Origin of the sequence: Halomonas sp. EF61 (genome assembly GCF_040147045.1) — a bacterium.
Lineage (GTDB): Bacteria > Pseudomonadota > Gammaproteobacteria > Pseudomonadales > Halomonadaceae > Halomonas > Halomonas litopenaei.
Map to the genome: position 1 here is coordinate 196,425 of NZ_JAMSHM010000004.1, position 20,156 is coordinate 216,580.

Here is a 20,156-nt window from a genome sequence, read left to right on the forward strand (position 1 = left end):
CCGACCGCCATTGGCCGCGCCTAGTCCCGGTCCTGGCGTCGCTCCCAACGTTCCTCGATGGCGAGCCCGATCCAGATGCCGGCGATCATGCAGATCAGGGCGACGACCGCTCCCGGCGAGCCGGCCGGCAACGCGATCAATAGCTGTAGATCGTTGCCACCCAGCGCAAGCGAGGCGCCGATGCCCATCAAGATTCCGGCCAGCAGATGCTTCATCCAGCGCCCCAGGGACCCCTGATACTCGCCCGGTCGGAAGTGGGCTCGCGCCGCTACCAGCATTCCCGCCAGGATCGCGACGCTGATCAGGACGCGTCCGAGGCTAGGCCAGGCGACGGCCATGTCCATCGCCAGAGGACGCTCGGTGACGTCTCGAATCAGTTGGCTCGGTGACCACAGTGGTTCCAGCACGCCCAACAGACCGCCTACCGCGCCGAACACCATGACACCCGCGTAGATACGGCGGTGAGCCGGCGACAGCCGCCAGATCGCCAGCAGCGAGACTGCGACGATACTCAGTACCAGCCACCAGGCCGGCGTGAAGATCGTCGCCAGACGGGTGTAGGAGATATCAGGGGCGCCCAGATACAGCATCCACCAACCCAGCACCCAGCCCAGAATGGTGGCGAGCATGTGCCACTGCCCCCGCGCCAGGGCGGAAAGGGTCGAGATCGAACAGCCATGATTGACCGCCGCGGCCAGGCCAAACAGCAGCCCACCGACAGCGAAGGGCCACCCGATCGCGTGACGCCTGAGCACCTCGCCAAGAGGGAAATGGATGAACAGGGGGCTGGCAAGCCAGAACCAGACGCCGCAGCCGACGATGGTCAGCAACAGACCCGGCCGCCACATGCGTATCCCCTGAACCGCACGCACCATGCAAAGACCGGTACGCTGGGCGAGCCACCCCAACGCGACAGCCAGCAGCAGGGAGACCAACAGAGCCATCACATCTCCTCGTTTACACGGTTCCGGAAATACAAGGACGGAACACTATCTGACGATCATGGCCGGCGATGGTGCGATATTGGCCGGCACGCCATGCTATTGCCCGGTGTCCCTCTACTCTCGGCATTCCTCTCTGCATTCCTTTCTGTTCAGAACGGGGTTCTGAGCTGGTGTCGCGGCAGATGGCCGAACAGACCGTCACCCCGACGACGATCTCGACGTCGTGCGGCCTCACATCCATCCATAATGTAACAATATGCAATGAACGCCCTTGCCACCACACCAGCGTCAACGCAGATCGGGACCCGCGACATGTGCGGCTGGATGTGAGAGCCTTGCGATCAGCCGTCCTTTCCCGTTTCAAGCGATCTACCGTGCCATGACCTTGTCCTTGTTTCTGCTCGTGTTCGTCGTCTGTCTGGTCGTCTTCGTCGCGGTGCTCGCGGTGTTGATGCTGTCCGGCACGCCACGATACCGCACCGAGCCACAGCACCTGCTTGACCTGTTCGACCGTGCTCTCGACAGCACAGTTGGCGAAGATGAATGGAATGCCGTCATCCTTTATCCGATTCGCCACGACGAGTACCTGGACGGCGTCCGACGCCGCGCTCGCAGCCTGGTCGATGAACACGGGCGCTTTGGCCGGGTGACCCGGGGCAAGGCCCTGCTGGACAGCGCCGGACAGGAGGACCTGCGTGCACTACGCGACCACCTGGCCGCTCGTATCCGCCTCAGGGAGCAGCCCAGGGGGGACTGACAGTCAGTGAGAATCCTGTACCCATCGGGTATGATGACGTCCTCGTTACCGCCTGCGGGAGCCCCCCGATGAGCAGCGCCATCAGGCAGATCCCTCTGGACACCGCGACCCGGCATCACTCCCACGACTACCATCAGATCGTGATCGCCCTGGCCGGGCGCGCCGACTTCGACATCGAAGGCCTTGGCGGCACCATCGAGGCATTCTGCGGCTGCATCGTGCCCGCCAACCACCTCCACTACTACGCCGGCACCGGCAACAACCGCCAACTGATCCTCGACCTTCCCGATGACGCCCTGGCGCTCACCGGCCATCATCATGAACTGGCCAGGCTGTTCGACGCGCCACGTTTCTTCACCCTGGACGCACCTTTGAAACAGTTCCTGGGTTTCGTGGTGGCCGAAATGAATCAGTTGGCGCTAGAGGGCCCCGTCCCTGCCCTGCATCAGGAGCGCCTGGCGACCACTCTGCTGGGCTCGTTGCATGCGCGTCTGGCCGGCGATGAAACCGGCGCGATGCACCACCGGCGCATCGACCTGCGCGCGCTCGATCGCTACATCGACGATCACCTGGCGCGTCGCTTCAAGGTCGCCGATCTGGCGGCCTTCGCCTGCCTCAGCGAAACCCACTTTACCGAACGCTTCCGCGCCCAGACGGGCATGTCACCCTGGCAGTACGTGATGCGTCGACGCCTGGAGGCGTCACGTCAGCTGCTGATGCGCAGTCGCCTGCCGTTGTCGGAAATCGCCGCCCTCACCGGCTTCGCCCACCAGAGCGCCCTGTCCCGCGCCTACCGCAAGCATTACGGCCATCCTCCCAGCCAGACGCGACGTCATGTCAGCGAGATTTCGTCACCGAATCTCCACCATCTGACTGCCAAATCGGCACATTAAAGCTAGGGTTAGTCGATAACGCCCGTGGATTTGCCAAATCCTTCGGTGCATTTGGCAAGCATGGAAGAGGCATGCAACCTAGTCTTGCCAACATGCCCGGATTGCGCGACTGCACGTCCGCGATCGACTTTGCGGCAAGCCCTTTCTCCGCCCGCGGCGGTTCACCATTTGGGGACTGACATGCTCAACGCCAACAATATGCTCGACAACTCCACCTGGCAGCAGGATCTGGATACACTCTTTGCGCGCATCAGCGATCACTACGTGGTCGAAGAAAACGCCTTCGTAAGTGAATTGATCAAGCTGATCGATGGCAAGGACGAGCACATCGAGCGCGTCGCCGACAAGACGGCTTCTCTCGTGCGCGAAGTGCGCGAGATGGACACCGCCGTCGATACCATCGACGAGCTGCTGCAGCAGTACAGCCTGGATACCCACGAAGGCTTGATGCTGATGTGTCTGGCCGAGGCGATGCTGCGCATCCCCGACAAGGCCACCGCCGATGCGCTGATCGAAGATCGACTGGGCCCGGCCGACTGGAAGGCCCACCTCGGTAAGAGCGAGTCCTGGATGGTCAACGCCTCCACCTGGGGCCTTTTGATGACCGGCCGGGTGGTGAGCCTGGACAAGCCCAAGGATGGCAAGCCCAGCGGTTTCATCAACAAGATGGTCAACCGCATGGGCGAGCCGGTCATTCGCCGGGCCATGGTCGAAGCCATGAAGGTGATGGGCAAGCAGTTCGTGCTGGGGCGTGATATCGACGAAGCGCTCAAGCGCTCCAAGCCGCTGTTCGACAAGGGCTACACCTACTCCTACGACATGCTGGGCGAGGCCGCTCGTACCCGGCGAGATGCCGGCCGCTACTTCGACGACTACGCCACCGCCATCCGCCAGGTCGGCAAGACCAGCCGCAACCTGGGCGACAGGACGCCGGCACCGTCGATCTCGATCAAGCTGTCCGCGCTGCACCCGCGCTACGAGTTTGGCCGCCGCGAACAGGTCCTCGAGGAGCTGGTGGGCAGCGTCAAGGAGCTGGCCAAGCTGGCCCGGGACAATGACGTGGCGGTGACCATCGACGCCGAGGAGGTCGACCGCCTGGAGCTGTCGCTGGAGGTCTTCCGCGCCGTCTACGAGAGCGACATCTGCCGTGGCTGGGGGCACTTCGGTCTGGTGGTGCAGGCCTACTCCAAGCGCGCCCTGCCGGTGCTGCACTACCTCAACCGTCTGGCCGACTTCCAGGGTGACGAGATCCCGTTGCGCCTGGTCAAGGGCGCCTACTGGGACACCGAGATCAAGGAGTCCCAGCAGCTCGGCGTCGACGGCTACCCGGTGTTCACCCGCAAGGCATCCACCGATGTGGCCTACCTGGCCTGTGCGCGCTTTCTGCTGTCCGATGCCACCAAGGGTCGCATCTTCCCGCAGTTCGCCACCCATAACGCCCATACCATCACCACCATCCTCGAGCAGGCCAACCACACCAGCCGAGCCTTCGAGTTCCAGCGCCTGCACGGCATGGGCGAGGCTCTCTACGATGCCGCGCTAAAGCGTGCACCTGAAGGCACCTACTGCCGTATCTACGCCCCAGTGGGCGCCCACAAGGACCTGCTGCCCTACCTGGTTCGCCGACTGCTCGAGAACGGTGCCAACTCCTCCTTCGTGCATCAGCTGGTGGACCCCAAGGTGCCGGTGGAGTCGCTGTGCGTCCATCCCATCGAGACACTGCGACAGTTCGACAGCCTGTCCAATCCCCAGATTCCGCTGCCTCGCGACATCTATGGCGAGCACCGCCCCAACTCCCGCGGTGTCAACCTGACCATCAACAGCCAGTACCGGCCGCTGATGGAGGCCATGGGCAAGCACATGGATACCCGCTACCAGGCGCGTCCGCTGCTGGCCTTCGAGGTCGCCGAGGACCCCGCCCAGACCCACGAAGTCACCAGTCCTTACGACCGTCGCCAGGTGGTCGGTAGCGTGCAGTGGACCACCCGCGAACAGACCGAGCGGGCGGTGGACGCGGCCTGGGCTGCCTTCCCGGCATGGGAGGTCACCCCGGTCAAGGAGCGCGCCGACATCCTGAGGCGCTTCGCCGACCTGATGGAAGAGCACCTGGCGGAGCTGATGGCGCTGTGCTCGCGTGAAGGTGGCAAGCTGTTGACCGACGGCGTCGACGAGATCCGCGAAGCGGTGGACTTCTGTCGCTACTATGCGGTGCGCGCCGAGGAGATCTTCGGTGAGCCCACCGAGCTGCCCGGCCCCACCGGCGAGTCCAATCGTCTGCACATGGGCGGCAAGGGGGTGTTCGCCGCGATCAGCCCGTGGAACTTCCCGGTGGCAATCTTCTGCGGCCAGATGGTCGCCACCGCGGTGGCCGGCAATACCGTGCTGGCCAAGCCCGCCGAGCAGACGTCGATCGTTGCCCACCGGGTGGTCGAGCTGCTGTACCAGGCCGGCATGCCGCGTGAAGTGGTTCAGTTGCTGCCCGGCGACGGCCCCACCGTGGGCAGCGTGCTGACCGGCGATTCGCGGATCACCGGGGTGGTCTTCACCGGCGGTACCGATACCGCCCAGATCATCAACCGCGCCCTGGCCGAGCGTGAGAATGCGCCGCTGCCGACACTGGTGGCCGAGACCGGCGGCATGAACGCGATGATCGTCGACTCCACCGCCCTGCCCGAGCAGGTCGTCGCCGACGTCATCCACTCGGCCTTCCAGAGCGCCGGACAGCGCTGCTCGGCCTTGCGGGTGCTCTACCTGCAGGACGACGTCGCCGACCGTGTGCTACAGATCCTCGACGGCGCCATGGCCGAACTCCACGTGGGTGACCCACGCGACCTCGGCACCGACGTAGGCCCGGTGATCGACGAGGACGCGCGCAAGAACCTGCAGGCGCATATCGATCGGCTGAAGGGTGAAGGACGTCTGATCAGCGAAACGCCGCTGAAGCCCGAGCACACCAGTGAAGGCACCTTTGTCGCCCCGGCGGCCTTCACCATCGATGGTATCGATGCGCTCGAGCGTGAACAGTTCGGCCCGGTGCTACACGTGGTGCGCTGGAAGTCCAACGAGCTCGACAAGGTGATCGCCTCGATCAACGCGCGTGGTTATGGCCTGACCTTCGGCGTGCACAGCCGCAACGAATCCTTTGCCGATGAAATAGCGCGGAAAGTGCGCGTTGGCAACGTCTACATCAACCGCAATATCATTGGTGCTGTCGTAGGCGTTCAACCCTTCGGCGGTCAGGGGCTCTCCGGCACCGGTCCCAAGGCCGGCGGCCCCAACTACCTGTTGCGTTTCGCCACCGAGAAGACGGTGACCAACAACACGGCGGCACTCGGCGGCAACGCCTCGCTGCTGGCGCTAGGGGACGAGTAAGTCAGGCCCTGGCCTGCTCTTGTCCAACGCACTCACCCGACGGTCGGCGCACCGTCGGCAACCGGCGCTCACCCACTACCCCGAGGGGAGCGCCGGATCGCAGGGACGCGCGTGACGACCGCGCCCACACGGGGAGATCATCGCGCTCGACACAGGGCCGGTGACTTGAGAACGCCAACCACCCACGACAAAAACCACAAGGAACGCTCCCATGGTCGAAAACAACGCCACCATTGGCATCACGTTCGCGCTGTATCTGATATTGATGCTGGTCATCGGTATCATTGCTTACAAGCGCACCACCAATCTGTCCGACTATATCCTTGGTGGCCGCTCGCTTGGCCCCTGGACGTCGGCGATATCTGCTGGCGCCTCGGACATGTCGGGCTGGCTGCTGCTGGGTCTGCCCGGTGCGGCCTACGTCAGCGGTCTGTCGGCCTCCTGGATCGCCGTGGGCCTGTTGATCGGCACCTGGCTCAACTGGCTGATTGTCGCCCGGCGCATGCGCGTCTACACCTTCAAGGCCAATGACGCCCTGACCCTGCCGGACTTCTTCGCCAAGCGCTTTCGCGAGAAGGCACCGCTGTTGCGGGTGATCTCGGCGGTCTTCATCCTGCTGTTCTTCCTGTTCTACACCAGCTCCGGCCTGGTTGCCGGCGGCAAGCTGTTCGAGACGGTATTCGGCTTCGACTACACCATCGCGGTGACCGTCGGTACGCTGGCCATCATCTCCTATACCTTCTTTGGCGGCTTCCTGGCGGTCTCCTGGACTGACCTGATCCAGGGTCTGATGATGGCAGCGGCGCTGCTGGTCGTGCCGGTCATCGCCCTGACCGAACTGGGTGGCTTCAGCGGCAGTGGCCAGCAGATCCTGGCCGAGAACCCCGACATGCTGAGCTGGTTCGTCGATGCGTCCACCGGTGAAACCCTGACCGCCATCGGCATCATCAGTTCGCTGGCCTGGGGCCTTGGCTACTTCGGCCAGCCGCACATCCTGGCGCGTTTCGCGGCCATCCGCTCCGAAGCCGACATCCCCGCCGCCCGTCGCATCGCCGTGACCTGGTCGGGCCTGTGCCTGGTCTGCGCCATGGCGGTCGGTCTGCTGGGCCTGGTCTACATGACTCGCGACCTGGGTGACGGCGAGACCATCTTCATGGTCATGGTCAACGCCATCTTCCATCCGCTGGTCGCCGGTGTACTGCTCGCCGCCATCCTGGCTGCGGTCATGTCCACCGCCGACTCCCAGCTGCTGGTGTCGTCCTCTGCCCTGACCGATGACTTCTACAAGGCGCTGTTCCGCCCCGACGCCAGCCAGTCCGAGCTGGTCTGGGTCGGCCGCTTTGCGGTCATCGGCATCGCCGTCATCGCCTACCTGCTGGCGATGAACCCGGACTCCACGGTACTGGGACTGGTGTCCTACGCCTGGGCCGGTTTCGGCGCCGCCTTCGGTCCTGCACTGATCATGTCGCTGTACTGGCGTCGCATGAACCAGTGGGGCGCGCTGGCCGGTATCGTGGTCGGTGGCATCACCGTGGTGGCCTGGGCCGAGATGTCCGGCGGGCTGTTCGATCTTTACGAGATCGTGCCCGGCGTGATCTTCGCCTACATCGCCATCGTGGTGGTGAGCTTGATGACCGCCGAGCCGAGCAAGGAGATCACCGAGCAGTTCGACACCCTGGAAGACGCCTGATCGTCAGTGATCGTCTGCCACGCAAGAAGGCCGCCCTCGGGCGGCCTTCTTCGTTACGGGACACATCGAGCACGCACCTGGCGCTCAACGCTCACTGACGGTCGAACCGCCCTGCCCACCTTGGCCGTGCACATCAGCCCCGTTCAAAACAGGCCGGCGTAGCGACACAGCAGCAGCACGATAAAGCTGACCAGCGCCAGCGGATACCAGGGCATGGCCCCCGCCAGGCGCCACCAGCCGGGTACCGCTGAGAAGTGCAGCGGCATGGACAACCCCCCGCCCAGCGCCCACACGCCCAGAACTACCATGGCCAGCCTCGCCGGCGTCGGGAGATCACGAATCAGCCAGGGTTCCAGCAGCAGCCACACCGCCAACAGAGCGGTCAGTGCGAGCACCAGTGCCGCCCCGCCCCAGGGCAGCGTCGACATGCCGAGCAACCTCTCACGCCTTCGTCTGGCCACCATCCCGCACTCTCCTCCGGAGTCTTCTCCCACAGTGAAGACGATTTATCGCCGGACGGCGAGCGTTTATGCAGTGCACAAGCGCGCATCGACGTCTACGCCACAATGTGCAAAAAAATTGTACAGCATTTACATTACCTACCCGCCCAAGTCGATTTAGTTCCATAAATTCTGGCTAGTTACTGCTATCTGGCCAATTAAATATTTCTACAAGACATTTAGAAACACTGTTCGTAAACTGCGAAGCGTACAAGGTTACTTCCCTCGGGAAGGATGCCATCGGATCATCAAGGAGGTCCCGCATGAACATGACTCGACTGATGGGCACCGCAGCCCTGCTCGCTACCACCACCTTCGCCGCCCAGTCTGCCCTGGCCTATCAGGCAGGTGACATCTACGTGCGCGGTGGCTTCGAGAAAGCCGATCCCACCTCGGACAACGGCGATATCGCCAACCAGGATCTCGATGTCTCCGAAGAGAACGGCTTCGCCTACGGCGCCGGCTACCTGTTCCACGACAAGTTCGGTGTCGAGCTCAACGGCTCCGAGGCCATGGAGCACGATATCGCGGTCAACGGCGGTAATGTGGGCAGCGTCGACCGTACCCCGGTCAACCTGATGCTCAACTACTACCCGCTGGGCGGCGTGGAAAACGCTCGCGTCCACCCCTACGTTGGCGTGGGCATGAACTACACCCACTTCTCCGACGAGAGCTTCAACGCCGACCTCGATAGCTCCTACGGCGCCGCAGCCCAGGTGGGTCTCGACCTCAGCGTCACCGACAACCTGCTGGTCGGCACCTACGCCCGCTACGCCGATGTCGATTCCGATATCGAGGTCGACGGCCACGATGTCGGCGAGGCCGAGATCGATCCGATGACCATCGGTGCCGGCGTCACCTATCGTTTCTAAGCGCTTGCGCTGTATTGAGAAAACGCCTGCGCGATCTTGAAATAAGCGGCTGACCGGTTAGCTCGATCGCGCCGCATTCCAACCGCAGTATCGAAGGCGTCTGGCTTTGCCAGGCGCCTTTTCTGGTGCGTTGCCGGTTCATTTTTGTCGACCAAAGGAGGTATTGAGGTAGATCAATAACCACGTTCTCGATGCGGCATACACTGCTTGGCAATCGGGCTCGCCGAATGGCTCGCCGACCGGCTCGCCCACTTTTGCCAGTACGCAAGGAGAACACCATGCGCCATCCCCTGATCACCACCGCCCTGGTCGCCGCCATCGCCGGCAGCGCCCTCGCCAGCAGCCAGGCCTTTGCCGCCTACGGCAAGGGCGACATCTACACCCGCATCGGGGTGGCCAAGGTCAAGCCCGACTCCGACAACGGCTCTCTGAGGGAAGGCACCATGGACACCGACGTCCATGACGACAACGGCTTCGCCTTCACCCTGGGCTACCGTTTCCACGACAAGTTCGGCGTCGAACTGCTGGCCGCCGAGCCCTTCGAGCACGACGTCGACCTGAACGTCGGTGGCAACGATATCGGCGCCAGCGTCGAGCACCTGCCGCCGACCCTGACCGTGCAGTACTACCCCTTCGGTGGCACCGAGGCGCGGGTACAGCCCTACGTTGGCCTGGGGGTCAACTACACCCACTTCTCCGACGAGGACATCGATACCGGGGACGATCTCGATCTGGAAGAGTCCTGGGGCTGGGCCGGCCAGGCGGGCCTCGACCTGGTCATCGACGACCACTGGGCGGCCAACATGGCGGTGTGGTATCTGGATATCGACAGCGACGTCGACCTCAACGGTGAGGACATCGGCGAGATCGAGGTGGACCCCTACGTGATCATGGCCGGTATCAGCTACCGCTTCTGATCCGGGTCAGTTCAGCAAAGCCTGCGATACGGCACAATACCTTCCGCAAACGCGATCTAACATTGGGAGACTGAAATGAGGGTACTCATTGTTGCGATGGTATTGGTGCTGATCAGCGGCACCGCACTGGCTCATGGTGGAGGTTGCCGAAAGAGCTCACCCGCAGGGCAGTGCTGCCATATGGACCGGAGCGCTGGCACCGTACACTGCCACTGACCCGCCATGCGGTATTGCTCTTCATTGCAAACGCCCGCCCCCACTTGGGAGGTGGGCGTTTTGCTGTTGACGTCAAAAAGTGGATTTGGCGACGCATCTGTAGCAGGCCGCAGTGCCAATAGGGGCAAGAAGCTAGCGGGGATGATGGCGTGACAGCCCCAACCTCCCGAGCGTGACCTCATCGAGGTGCTCGACGGCCTCCACCGCCGCCAGCGCCTGGTGATAGCCCTCGCTCAGGAAGTCACGACCGGCCAGCAGGTGCTCGAGGTACTCGCGGGCGGGCCGCAGGCCATCCCCCTGGCGTTCGGCGCCGGCGATATAGACCCAGGCCTCGATCGGCCCTTGTTCGGTGATCACCGGCAGACGATGACGGTCGTACTCGTGCGGGTAACCTTCGAAGGGATCCATCTGCCGGATCTGCTCGGGCTCGAGGAGTTCGAACAGCGCGCCCTCGACCCGATCGCCCGGCGCCGGCACCACATTGGCGTGGGCGATGCCCGGCACCCGGGAGGCCTTGTTGAAGCGCAGTGCGTAGCCTTCCAGGCTGCCGGCCAGCACACGCCGGGTCTCGCCGATGCGCGCGGCGACACGCTCAATGTTCATGTTGCTGCCATAGGCAAAGTACCAGGGCATCGCCTTCTCCTCGCTGGGGACTTCTTCCGTTACCGGCGATTCAGTTCTCGGTGATCAGCCGGTCGATATCCTCGATCACCTTCTGCAACAGCATCCGGTCCTGAGCGCGCGCGCCTTCCTGGATCAGGTAGGCGTCCACCGCCGGGGCCACATCGCAACTGGCGGGCAGGGGCGCACGCTGCTCGACCAGGGTATCGAGCCTGGCGATAAACACGAAGCGCAGCCACTGAGGCAGCGACATGGTATCGATGCAGAACGGCTGCCGACTGTTGAAGGCGGCGGCCTCCGGCTTGTCCATACGCCACATGTTGGCGGCCTTCATGGTCGCCTCGAGCTCGCGCAGGGCCGCGCCCAGGGCGTCGTGGACGGAAGGTTCGGTGGGCATGATGCCTCCGCTTTGAAAATGGGCTTGGTGCACGTCATTGTCGCGTGCCGGACCAGCAAGGGCCAGCCCGGTAGCAACACGCGCCGCCTGAGGATCCGCTGCAGACGCGACACCTCGAAGGGCACGCCTCGACGTGCAGACTTTCTCGAACGAGGATCTCGCCGGATGGATGAGCGACTCGGCCTACAGGGGCTCGGCGGCGGGCAGCACCTTGCGCAGGAAGTCCCGGGTACGCGGGTCCTGCGGTGCATGGAACAGCTCCGAGGGAGGCCCCTGCTCGACGATGCGCCCGCCCTCCATGAACACCACCCGGTCGGCCACGTCACGGGCAAAGGCCATTTCGTGGGTGACCACCAGCATGGTCTGGCGTTCACGCGCCAACTGCTTCATCAACGCCAGCACCTCGTCGACCCACTCGGGATCCAGCGATGAGGTGGGTTCGTCGAACAGGATCACCTCGGCCTGGGCGGCCATGGCGCGGCCGATCCCCACCCGCTGCTGCTGGCCCCCGGACAGCGACGCCGGATAGGCGTCCGCCTTGTCCGACATGCCGATGCGCTCGAGGATCTCACGCGCTCGCTGGTGGGCCTTGGCCCTGGGCCAGCGGTTGACCACGATCAGGCCCTCGGCGATGTTCTCAAGCGCCGTCTTGTTGGCAAACAGCGCGTAGTTCTGGAACACGAAGGCCGTGTGTCGACGGGCAGCCAGGATCTCGGACTTGCTGGCCTGGGTCAGGTCCAGATTCAGCGGACCCAAGGTCAATCGGCCACCATCGGGCTGCTCGAGAAAGTTGAGACAGCGCAGCAACGTCGACTTGCCGGTCCCGGAGGGGCCGATTACCACGATGATCTCGCCCTGCTGGATCTCCAGGTCGATGCCGTCGAGCACGGTGGTATCACCGAAGCGCTTGGTCAGTCGCTCTAGCTTGATCATCGACGATAGGCCTCGTTGAGTCGGGATTCCAGGCGCCGCTGCAGCCAGGCCAGCGCCTCGACGATGGCCCAGTAGATCAGCGCCACGGTGATGAAGGCCTCGAAGTACAGGAAGCTGCCGGCGGCCTCTTTCTGGGTCGCCCCCATCAACTCGGTGACGCCCAGGGTGAACGCCAGCGAGGTGGCCTTGATCATGTCGATGAAGTAGTTCATCAACGTCGGCACCGCGATGCGAGTGGCCTGGGGCAGCACGATCCGGCGCATCAACTGGCCGTTGGTCATGCCGATGGACAGCGCCGCCTCGGTCTGACTGCGATCCACGCCGACGATGGCGGCGCGGATCGACTCCGCCATATAGGCCGAAAAGTGCAGCGTCAGCCCCATGATAGTGGCGGTGATGCCATCGATGGTGGTCAGAAACGACAGCACCTGAGGCAATCCGTAGTAGAACAGGAACAGCTGCACCAGCAGCGGCGTACCGCGAAAGAACGAGATGAACCACAGCGTCAGGCCGTTGAGAACCGGGATCTTGAGTACCCGGATCACCGCCAGGCCACAGGCCAGCACCAGAGCCAGCGCCATCCCGGCCAGCGCCATCCCCAGGGTCAGGGGCAGGTAGCTGAGCAGGATGGGCACCAGCCCGAGCATGTAGTCGAGGTCGAGAATGCTCATGGAGAGTCGATCACCGCTCAGGGCGTGGTGATATCGGCATCGAACCAGCGCTCGGAGATCTCGCTCAAGGTGCCGTCTTCACGCAGGGTGTCAAGCGCCTGGTCGACCTCGTCGCGCAGTTCCTGGTCGTCCTGGCGGAACGGCAGCGCATTGCGAATCTCGGAGAACGGCTTGCCGGCCAGCGCCAGCGGCAGCGGCTTTTCCTTGATCACCTGGGTGGCGCTGACGCGATCCATGACGAAGGCATCGACACGACCCAGCGCGGTGTCCTGCTCGATGTTGCTCTCATAGGTGCGGATATCGATCTCGTCGGCGTAGGGCAGCTCGCGCAGCAACTGCTCGTAGTTGGAGCCCAGGTTGACGGCCACGGTCTTGCCCGCCAGATCCTCGACCCCGGAGACCTCGTCATTACCTTCCTTGGTCACCACCTGAGCACCGTCATACACATAGGGCGAGGTGAACAGGTACTTCTGCTCACGCTCCTCGGTGATGGTGATCTGGTTGGCAATGGTGTCGATGCGCCCGGACTCGAGCATGCCGAACAACCCTGAGAAGTTGGCGGTGACGAACTCCACCTCGGTGCCCATCTCTTCGGCCACCGCTTCCATCACGTCGACCTCGAAGCCCTTGAGGGTGTCCTGCTCGACGAAGGTAAAGGGAAAGTAACCACCGGACATGCCGACTTTCAGGGTGTCGGCGTGGGCACCGGCAGCGAGACCGATGGCACCTGCGGCGGCAAGAGAAACAGCCAGATGACGAACCATGGACGGCTCCTTGAAAACGATTGGGGCGGCCAGTGCGGCATGGCCCGGGAGGGTGACAGGTGGAGGCATCCATCGCCACTTCAACCCTGGGCTGCTCGATGGCTCAGCATGATTTGGAATAAACGAACTGCATTATATTCCAAATCGATAGCAGACGCAGTGAAAAATCCCAGGGTGAACCATAGCCTCCTGCTATTGCGATCGCCCTTCCCGGGAGCAACCGCCGACCGCCGTCGGCTGACTGTCACAACATCGACTTATCCCCACCATCATTCATTCACAGAAGCGCTGAATGTCCCTGTGGATAACCCTTTGACAGATGACGCCGGGCCGCTTCTGACGCTCTTTCGCGGCGCTTGATCAAAAATTCACCAGCGGTGCAGCAAATTCAGTGCGAGGGATGCACAAATTTCCGCCGAGGACGGCTGACACTCCTCGAGCGGCGCGATAGAGTGCACGCTGATCTTTCGGAGGGGCCATGCAAGCGATCCATCGTCTTCACGACTTTTTCACCCTGACCGGTGCCGAGGTGCGTCTCTATCATATGGGACGGCGTGTGCACCCCTGCGCGCTCGAGACCCTGGCAGACTTCGAGAGCGGCCAGGTCCCCTGGCCGGAACCCTGGCAGGGTCGTGCCCGCCTGGCGCTGGTGTTTCGCCTGGGTGACATGAGCGACCCGCTGATCTGGTTCCTGGCGCTGCCGGTGGACGAACAGGGCCTTCTGGATGCCGCCCAGCGGGACGCCTTCCTCGAGCGCCTGCTGTCCACCCTGGGACGCAGCGCAGAAGCGCTGGAGCAGTCCGACGGCGGCGAGATCGACAATCTGATGAAGGACAACCCGCTGGCCTTCACCCCTTCCCTGACCTTTCAGGCGATGCTGCACGCTCGAGCCAGCGCCGATCTGGAGCGTCCCGCCAGCGAGCACCTTGAGCCGGTCGAAGCCTTCCTGTCGGGCCAGGGTGGCCACGACTGGCAGGCGCTGGGCCTGCAGGGGCTGGCCGACCATGTGGCGCGTCTCACTCCCGAGACTGAGGCCTCGCTGGTGGCCGCTATCCCGCAGCTGCACAGCGAAGTGCTGACATCGCTATGCTACTGTCTGGAACATGTAGCACTATCAGCAGAGCTTGCGGAGGCGCTGCGTCAGCGCGGCGAACAGGCCGCCAGCCAGGGCGACATCGAGACCTTCTGCGCCTGTGTACGCGCCGTGGGCAACGCGCCCGACAGCCTGGCCGGTGACTGGTTCGACGCCTTGCTGGCCGATAGCGATGCCTGCGGCCCGGACACCCTCGCGGCAATCGCCGCACGGGGCTGGCAACACCTGGAGCACGCCGAGCGCCTGCCGCTGTTTCTGGAGCGGGTCGCCGAATGCGAGGGGGCAGACTTCCTGGCCGTTGCGAGGGACCTGGCGCAGATCCCCCGGCTGCGTCTGCCGGTACTGATGACGCTGCGTCAGGCCCCGAAGGACTCCGCCACCGCTCGCCGACTGGCGGCGGTCAAGGGCACAGGCGGTCATTGATTCGCTTGCCCGTGTGACGTTCGTTGCCACTGACAGTTCGACAACGGACGTCGCCTGAATAACAAGCAGCATCCCGCGACAAGGAGAAGACATGAAGGACCTGCCCTTTCAGGCTCAGGCCGTCGTCGGTCGCCGCGAGATGGTGATCCTGCCGCAGATGCATCTGCATCTGTGTGCCAAGGTGGACACCGGCGCTCGCACCTCGGCGCTGCACGCCGAGGAGATCGAGTCCTTCGAGGAGGACGAGATCCTGTGGGTCAGCTTCGTCACCCGTGCCGGCGGCCCCGACAGTCCGTCACACCAGTACCGCATGCACCTGCATGATCGGCGCAAGGTTACCAGCTCCAACGGCCAGGCCGAGTGGCGCTACTTCATTCGCACCCAGATGCAGATGGGGGATCTGGAATTTCCCGTCGAGCTATCCCTGACCGACCGGCGCAACATGCGCCACCCCATGCTTCTCGGTCGCCGCGCACTGCGCCGCCTGCTGGTGGCGCCCGGCGCCACCTTTCTGCACGGCGAACCCTGACGGATCCACCGCCCCTGACCTGGAGACTCGCACATGCATATCGCGCTGCTGTCCCGCAACCGCAATCTCTACTCCACTCGTCGCCTGGTGGAAGCCGCCGAACAACGCGGCCATACGGCCCGGGTGGTCGATACGCTGCGCTGCTACATGAGCATCGCTTCTCACCATCCGTCGATTCACTACAAGGGTGAGGAACTCGAGCCCTTCGACGCCGTCATCCCGCGCATCGGCTCCTCGGTCACCTTCTACGGCTGCGCCGTGCTGCGTCAGTTCGAGATGATGAACGTCACCGTGCTCAATGACAGCGTCGGCATCACCCGCTCCCGCGACAAGCTGCGCTCACTGCAACTTCTGTCTCGCAAGGGCATCGGCCTGCCGGTGACCGGCTTCGCCCACTCCCCCGATGACATCCCGGACCTGATCACCATGGTCAAGGGCGCCCCGCTGGTGATCAAGCTGCTGGAAGGCACCCAGGGTATCGGCGTGGTGCTGGCCGAGACCAACCAGGCGGCGGAATCGGTGATCCAGGCGTTCATGGGCATGAAAGCCAACATCATGGTTCAGGAGTACATCAAGGAAGCCAAGGGCGCCGACATCCGCTGCTTTGTCATCGGCGACAAGGTGGTGGCAGCGATGAAGCGCCAGGCGGCCGAAGGCGAGTTCCGCTCCAACCTGCACCGCGGCGGCAGCGCCAGCGTCATCCGCATCACCCCGGAAGAACGCTCCACCGCCATCCGCGCGGCCAAGTCCATGGGTCTGCGCGTGGCCGGTGTCGACCTGCTGCGCTCCAACCATGGCCCCGTGGTGATGGAGGTGAACTCCTCGCCCGGCCTTCAGGGCATCGAGAGCGCCACCGGCAAGGACATCGCCGGCCTGGTCATCGAACACCTGGAAAAGAGCGCCACGGCGCGTCCACGGACCCGTACGCCGGCCAAACCCAAGGGCTAAAGCGGCAAGCGCTGAAGCGGCAAGGGCTCAAGATAAAAGCCCCGTAAAGGATAACGCCGACGGGCGACCGATAGCACGGTCGCCCGTCTTGTCATTGGCGCTCACTTACCGCTCACAAGCGCGAGGCGGCCCTTCGCCTACGACGATATCTCGCCGCAACCTGGTCAACTTTGTCAGCGCTTTTCGACCAAGGTCGAAGCGATCGACTATCCCACCGCAAGAATCATAAATATTTGCCACATTAGGGGTGGCAAAACTCCTGCTGGAGCCCCACAATTTGCGTCACCGGAGGAGGTGACGCGCATGTTTCTCGATAATCGCCAGGTGGCGATGGACAGCCTGCTGGAGGCCCTGGCCGACAGCGTCGACTATTTCCAGGACAATCTCGAGCGCCTGCGACCCTCGCTGCGCGACGCTCTGGAGCCCCACTTCGAGACGCGCCAGAAGACCATGCGCGAGCTCCAGGAGCTGGCGCGCGAACACCTCGACCTGCTGCCGCGTGATGCCGACGTCGAACGCGACGACTACATGTGGCTGTGGAGTCGTCTCAAGAGCTTTGTCGGCAACGACTCACAGGTGTTGATCAACGAGCTGCTCGAGCAGGAGCGGGTGCTGATGCAGTCCCTCTCCACCCTGTTTACCCATCCCTTGCCGGGCCCCATCGAGCCGGTGATCGAAGAGGTATGGAAGGGTTGCCGCGCGCTGATTCGCGAGCTCTACGACCTGCAGAAGTCGACCGCCCAGAAGCGTGGCGCAGGCCGTCGAACCGTCAAACGCTGACGCCGTCGACCACAACGCCAATCCACGAAAACGCCTTGCCAGGCTCTGCCGGCAAGGCGTTTTTATTGGTGAAGCGGATGCCAGGGTAAAGCGGCTGCTCTCAGTTCTTGCCGGCGTCGGGCGTGCGCAGCAGCAATGGCGCCACACTGTCGTCGCCTCTGGTCAACACCTCATCGATGATCTCGTGAAGACTCCGAGCCTCGATGCGAGGTGCCGGCGCCGCGATCTTCAAAGGCTCCAGGGGGCCGAGAAAGCGCGGCTCACGCTGCCACAGGTAGAGATCGCCCAGGGTCGCCACCCGGGCCACCCACTCCCGCAGGATCAGCCAGCGAGAACGCTCCCTCTCCGGCGCCGGGCAGCCCTCGACCTCGAGCCCCAGGGCATCAGCGATGAACAACGCCCGCGGCAGGTGCCAGTCCTGAGTGATCAATAGCGCGCGCTCCACCTCGAACACGTCGCGGGCCCTGGCCAGGGTATCGAAGGTGCTGAAGCCGGCGTAGTCCAGCGTCATGTCGACCTCGCGCACGCCACGCTCCTTGAGGTCGCGCCACATGGTCACCGGCTCGTTGTAGTAGCGGGTGGCATTGTCACCGGACACCAGCAGGTGGCGCAGACGTCCCTCGTTCATCAATCGGGCGGCGGCGATCATGCGCCCTTCGAAGTGGGGATTGCGGGTACCGCTGCGGGTCCAGTGGGAGGTGCCGAAGACGATGCCGACCTGATGGGAGCGGCATTCGACGAGGCGAGGAGCGATGCGATCGCGGGTGGTGGCCACCACCCAGGCGTTGGCCGCGACGAAGGCCAGGGCGAGCAGCAGGACCAGGCTACCGAGACACAGCAGCAGGCGACGAAACATCGTGAACAACGGCTCGCGCATGACGATTCCAATTGACAGCGGAGGTCAGGACCCGCTGCGCGGGCCAGAGAGGGCCGGGTCAGAACATGCCAAGTTCCAGCTTGGCCTCGTCGCTCATCATCTCACGACTCCAGGGGGGATCGAAGACGATCTCGGTATGCACCTTGGAAATCTGCGGTGCTCCCAGAATCTTGTTGCGCGCATCCGCCGCGATCACATCGCCCATGCCACAGCCGGGGGCGGTCAGGGTCATGCGAATGGTGACGATGCGCTCACCACTGATCAGGCGTTCGATACGACAACCGTAGACCAGCCCCAGATCGACGATATTGACCGGGATCTCAGGGTCGAAACAGGTCCTGAGCTGGTCCCAGACAAACGCCTCGATCGCCGCGTCGTCGGCCTCGGGATCCAGTGTCGGGCGTGGCATCGGCTCGAGGCCCACCGCGTCCAGGTTTGACCCCTCGATCAGGTACAGACGCCCCTCGTAGGCAACACTCAGGGTGCTGCCCTTGGCCTGCATCACCGAGACGATGCTGTCCTCGTCAAGCGTCACCGTCTTGCCGAAGGGAATGGAGATGACCTCCACGTCCCGCTGCAACGGCAGTTGCTGGCCCTTGCTCAGTTGAGCAATCTGATCGTGTTCGCTCATGCAATTCCTTAGGCGGGTACGCCGAATGACTCCCTTGCCAACCAGGGCTCGAGGCGGCACGCGCCGCCCCGAGCCGCCCTGCTGCTTCAGCGCAGCATGCTGATCACCCGCTGGAGGCTCTCGACCAGCACGTCGACTTCCTCCGGGGTGTTGTAGGCCGCAAAGGAAGCGCGACAGGTGGCATCGACGCCGAACTGGGCCAGCAGCGGCTGGGCGCAGTGGTGGCCGGTACGAATCGCCACGCCGAGCTGGTCGATCAGCAGACCGATATCCTGGCTATGCACGCCGTCGACCACGAAGGACAAGACGCCTGCCTTGTCCGGCGCGGTGCCCAGCACGCGAAGGCCATCCACCGCCGCCACGCTTTCGGTGGCGTGCTCGAGCAGGCGATGCTCCCAGGCGCTGATGTGCTCAAGGCCGATCGAATTGACCCATTCGATGGCACGGCCCAGGGCGATCACTTCGGCGATGGCCGGCGTGCCCGCCTCGAACTTGTGGGGAATGGCGGCAAAGGTGGTCGGCGTCTCGAAGGACACCGTGGCGATCATCTCGCCGCCACCCTGCCAGGGCGGCATGGCCTCGAGCAGCGCCTCGCGGCCGTAGAGCACGCCGGCGCCGGTGGGACCATAGACCTTGTGCCCCGAAAATGCGTAGAAGTCGGCACCGATGGCCTGAACATCGATCGGCTCATGGGGTGCCGCCTGGGCGCCATCCACCAGAATCAGCGCATCGTGCTGATGGGCGACCCGGGCCATCTCGGCCACCGGGTTGATGGTACCGAGGGCGTTGGAGACGTGATTGACCGCCACCAGCCGGGTGCGCTCGCCGATCAGGTCACGGTAGGCGTCCTGATCCAGCGCGCCACGCTCGTCCACCGGGATCACCTTGATGGTGAAGCCGCGCTCGGCCGCCAGCAGCTGCCAGGGCACGATATTGGAGTGATGTTCGAGCTGGGAGATCAGCACCTCGTCACCGGGACCGAGGTTGGCGCGCCCCCAGCTCTGGGCCACCAGGTTGATCGCCTCGGTGGTGCCACGGGTGAACACGATCTCGCGGGTGCTCGCGGCGTTCACAAAGGCACGCACGGTCTCCCGGGTGCCCTCGAAGGCCGCCGTGGCCTCGTCGGCCAGGGTGTGAAGGCCACGATGGATATTGGCGTTCATCTGGCTGTAGTAGTGATCGAACACCTCGATCACCTGACGTGGCGTCTGGCTGGTGGCGGCGTTGTCCAGATAGACCAGGGGCTTGCCGTGGACCTCCCGATCGAGGATCGGGAAGTCCTTGCGCACCCTCGCCACATCGAGCAGCAGATCGCTGAAGTGGGTCAT

At 63.8% G+C, this 20,156-nt stretch carries 20 protein-coding genes; 10 read left to right on the forward strand and 10 right to left on the reverse strand.

What is annotated here, in order from left to right:
- Positions 1-20 precede the first annotated feature (20 nt).
- Complete coding sequence (locus tag NFI08_RS20475; RefSeq protein WP_349591382.1) at positions 21-944, reverse strand: YeeE/YedE thiosulfate transporter family protein; 924 nt, start codon at positions 942-944, stop codon at positions 21-23.
- A gap of 385 nt (positions 945-1,329) precedes the next feature.
- On the opposite strand from NFI08_RS20475, the gene NFI08_RS20480 reads away from it, so the two are divergent.
- The 4 genes from NFI08_RS20480 (at position 1,330) to putP (ending at position 7,656) form a co-directional block, all read left to right on the forward strand.
- The gene (locus NFI08_RS20480; RefSeq protein WP_045994420.1) at positions 1,330-1,701 is read left to right on the forward strand and encodes a hypothetical protein; all 372 of its coding nucleotides are present in this window, start codon (positions 1,330-1,332) and stop codon (positions 1,699-1,701) included.
- 68 nt (positions 1,702-1,769) lie between these two features.
- A complete protein-coding gene (locus NFI08_RS20485; protein WP_108450175.1) occupies positions 1,770-2,594 on the forward strand; it encodes an AraC family transcriptional regulator in 825 nt (274 codons plus the stop codon).
- A 180-nt stretch (positions 2,595-2,774) separates the two neighbouring features.
- Positions 2,775-5,966 (forward strand): bifunctional proline dehydrogenase/L-glutamate gamma-semialdehyde dehydrogenase PutA, encoded by a 3,192-nt coding sequence (putA, locus tag NFI08_RS20490; protein WP_349591383.1) that lies wholly within the window; start codon positions 2,775-2,777, stop codon positions 5,964-5,966.
- A gap of 211 nt (positions 5,967-6,177) precedes the next feature.
- On the forward strand, positions 6,178-7,656 hold the full coding sequence (gene putP / locus NFI08_RS20495; RefSeq protein WP_045994400.1) for a sodium/proline symporter PutP: 1,479 nt from the start codon (positions 6,178-6,180) through the stop codon (positions 7,654-7,656).
- Between the two features lie 143 nt (positions 7,657-7,799).
- Here putP and NFI08_RS20500 read toward each other — a convergent pair whose 3' ends face one another.
- A complete protein-coding gene (locus tag NFI08_RS20500; RefSeq protein ID WP_108450176.1) occupies positions 7,800-8,120 on the reverse strand; it encodes a hypothetical protein in 321 nt (106 codons plus the stop codon).
- Between the two features lie 299 nt (positions 8,121-8,419).
- On the opposite strand from NFI08_RS20500, the gene NFI08_RS20505 reads away from it, so the two are divergent.
- Positions 8,420-9,028 carry an OmpW/AlkL family protein gene (locus tag NFI08_RS20505; RefSeq protein ID WP_108450177.1) on the forward strand — a complete coding sequence of 203 codons (609 nt, stop codon included), beginning with the start codon at positions 8,420-8,422 and terminating at the stop codon, positions 9,026-9,028.
- A 278-nt stretch (positions 9,029-9,306) separates the two neighbouring features.
- Complete coding sequence (locus NFI08_RS20510; protein ID WP_108450178.1) at positions 9,307-9,945, forward strand: OmpW/AlkL family protein; 639 nt, start codon at positions 9,307-9,309, stop codon at positions 9,943-9,945.
- Positions 9,946-10,293: 348 nt separating this feature from the next.
- Here the strand turns inward: NFI08_RS20510 and NFI08_RS20515 are convergent, their stop codons facing one another.
- From NFI08_RS20515 to NFI08_RS20535, 5 genes are all read right to left on the reverse strand, one after another.
- Positions 10,294-10,794, reverse strand: coding sequence for a gamma-glutamylcyclotransferase family protein (locus tag NFI08_RS20515; RefSeq protein ID WP_349591384.1), 501 nt, complete (start codon positions 10,792-10,794; stop codon positions 10,294-10,296).
- 40 nt (positions 10,795-10,834) lie between these two features.
- Positions 10,835-11,179 carry a YqcC family protein gene (locus NFI08_RS20520; RefSeq protein WP_045995129.1) on the reverse strand — a complete coding sequence of 115 codons (345 nt, stop codon included), beginning with the start codon at positions 11,177-11,179 and terminating at the stop codon, positions 10,835-10,837.
- A 183-nt stretch (positions 11,180-11,362) separates the two neighbouring features.
- Positions 11,363-12,112, reverse strand: coding sequence for an amino acid ABC transporter ATP-binding protein (locus NFI08_RS20525; protein ID WP_108450180.1), 750 nt, complete (start codon positions 12,110-12,112; stop codon positions 11,363-11,365).
- Positions 12,109-12,783 carry an amino acid ABC transporter permease gene (locus tag NFI08_RS20530; RefSeq protein WP_108450181.1) on the reverse strand — a complete coding sequence of 225 codons (675 nt, stop codon included), beginning with the start codon at positions 12,781-12,783 and terminating at the stop codon, positions 12,109-12,111. The genes NFI08_RS20525 and NFI08_RS20530 overlap by 4 nt, the downstream gene beginning before the upstream one ends.
- Positions 12,784-12,800: 17 nt before the next feature.
- On the reverse strand, positions 12,801-13,547 hold the full coding sequence (locus NFI08_RS20535; protein ID WP_045995126.1) for an amino acid ABC transporter substrate-binding protein: 747 nt from the start codon (positions 13,545-13,547) through the stop codon (positions 12,801-12,803).
- Positions 13,548-14,025: 478 nt separating this feature from the next.
- Here NFI08_RS20535 and NFI08_RS20540 point away from each other — a divergent pair, with 478 nt between their 5' ends.
- From NFI08_RS20540 to NFI08_RS20555, 4 genes are all read left to right on the forward strand, one after another.
- Entirely contained in the window at positions 14,026-15,063 is a 1,038-nt protein-coding gene (locus tag NFI08_RS20540; RefSeq protein WP_108450182.1) for a DUF3549 family protein, read from the forward strand.
- A gap of 91 nt (positions 15,064-15,154) precedes the next feature.
- Positions 15,155-15,592: an ATP-dependent zinc protease family protein gene (locus NFI08_RS20545; protein ID WP_045995124.1), complete on the forward strand. Its 438-nt coding sequence runs from the start codon at positions 15,155-15,157 to the stop codon at positions 15,590-15,592.
- Between the two features lie 33 nt (positions 15,593-15,625).
- Positions 15,626-16,540 carry a 30S ribosomal protein S6--L-glutamate ligase gene (gene rimK, locus NFI08_RS20550; protein WP_045995123.1) on the forward strand — a complete coding sequence of 305 codons (915 nt, stop codon included), beginning with the start codon at positions 15,626-15,628 and terminating at the stop codon, positions 16,538-16,540.
- Between the two features lie 303 nt (positions 16,541-16,843).
- Entirely contained in the window at positions 16,844-17,320 is a 477-nt protein-coding gene (locus tag NFI08_RS20555) for a hypothetical protein (RefSeq protein WP_045995122.1), read from the forward strand.
- A 100-nt stretch (positions 17,321-17,420) separates the two neighbouring features.
- Here the strand turns inward: NFI08_RS20555 and NFI08_RS20560 are convergent, their stop codons facing one another.
- The 3 genes from NFI08_RS20560 to NFI08_RS20570 form a co-directional block, all read right to left on the reverse strand.
- A complete protein-coding gene (locus NFI08_RS20560) occupies positions 17,421-18,197 on the reverse strand; it encodes a SanA/YdcF family protein (protein WP_108450183.1) in 777 nt (258 codons plus the stop codon).
- 58 nt (positions 18,198-18,255) lie between these two features.
- Entirely contained in the window at positions 18,256-18,828 is a 573-nt protein-coding gene (gene sufT, locus NFI08_RS20565; RefSeq protein ID WP_045995121.1) for a putative Fe-S cluster assembly protein SufT, read from the reverse strand.
- Positions 18,829-18,914: 86 nt separating this feature from the next.
- Positions 18,915-20,156, reverse strand: a complete 1,242-nt coding sequence (locus NFI08_RS20570; RefSeq protein ID WP_108133008.1) for a cysteine desulfurase — start codon at positions 20,154-20,156, stop codon at positions 18,915-18,917.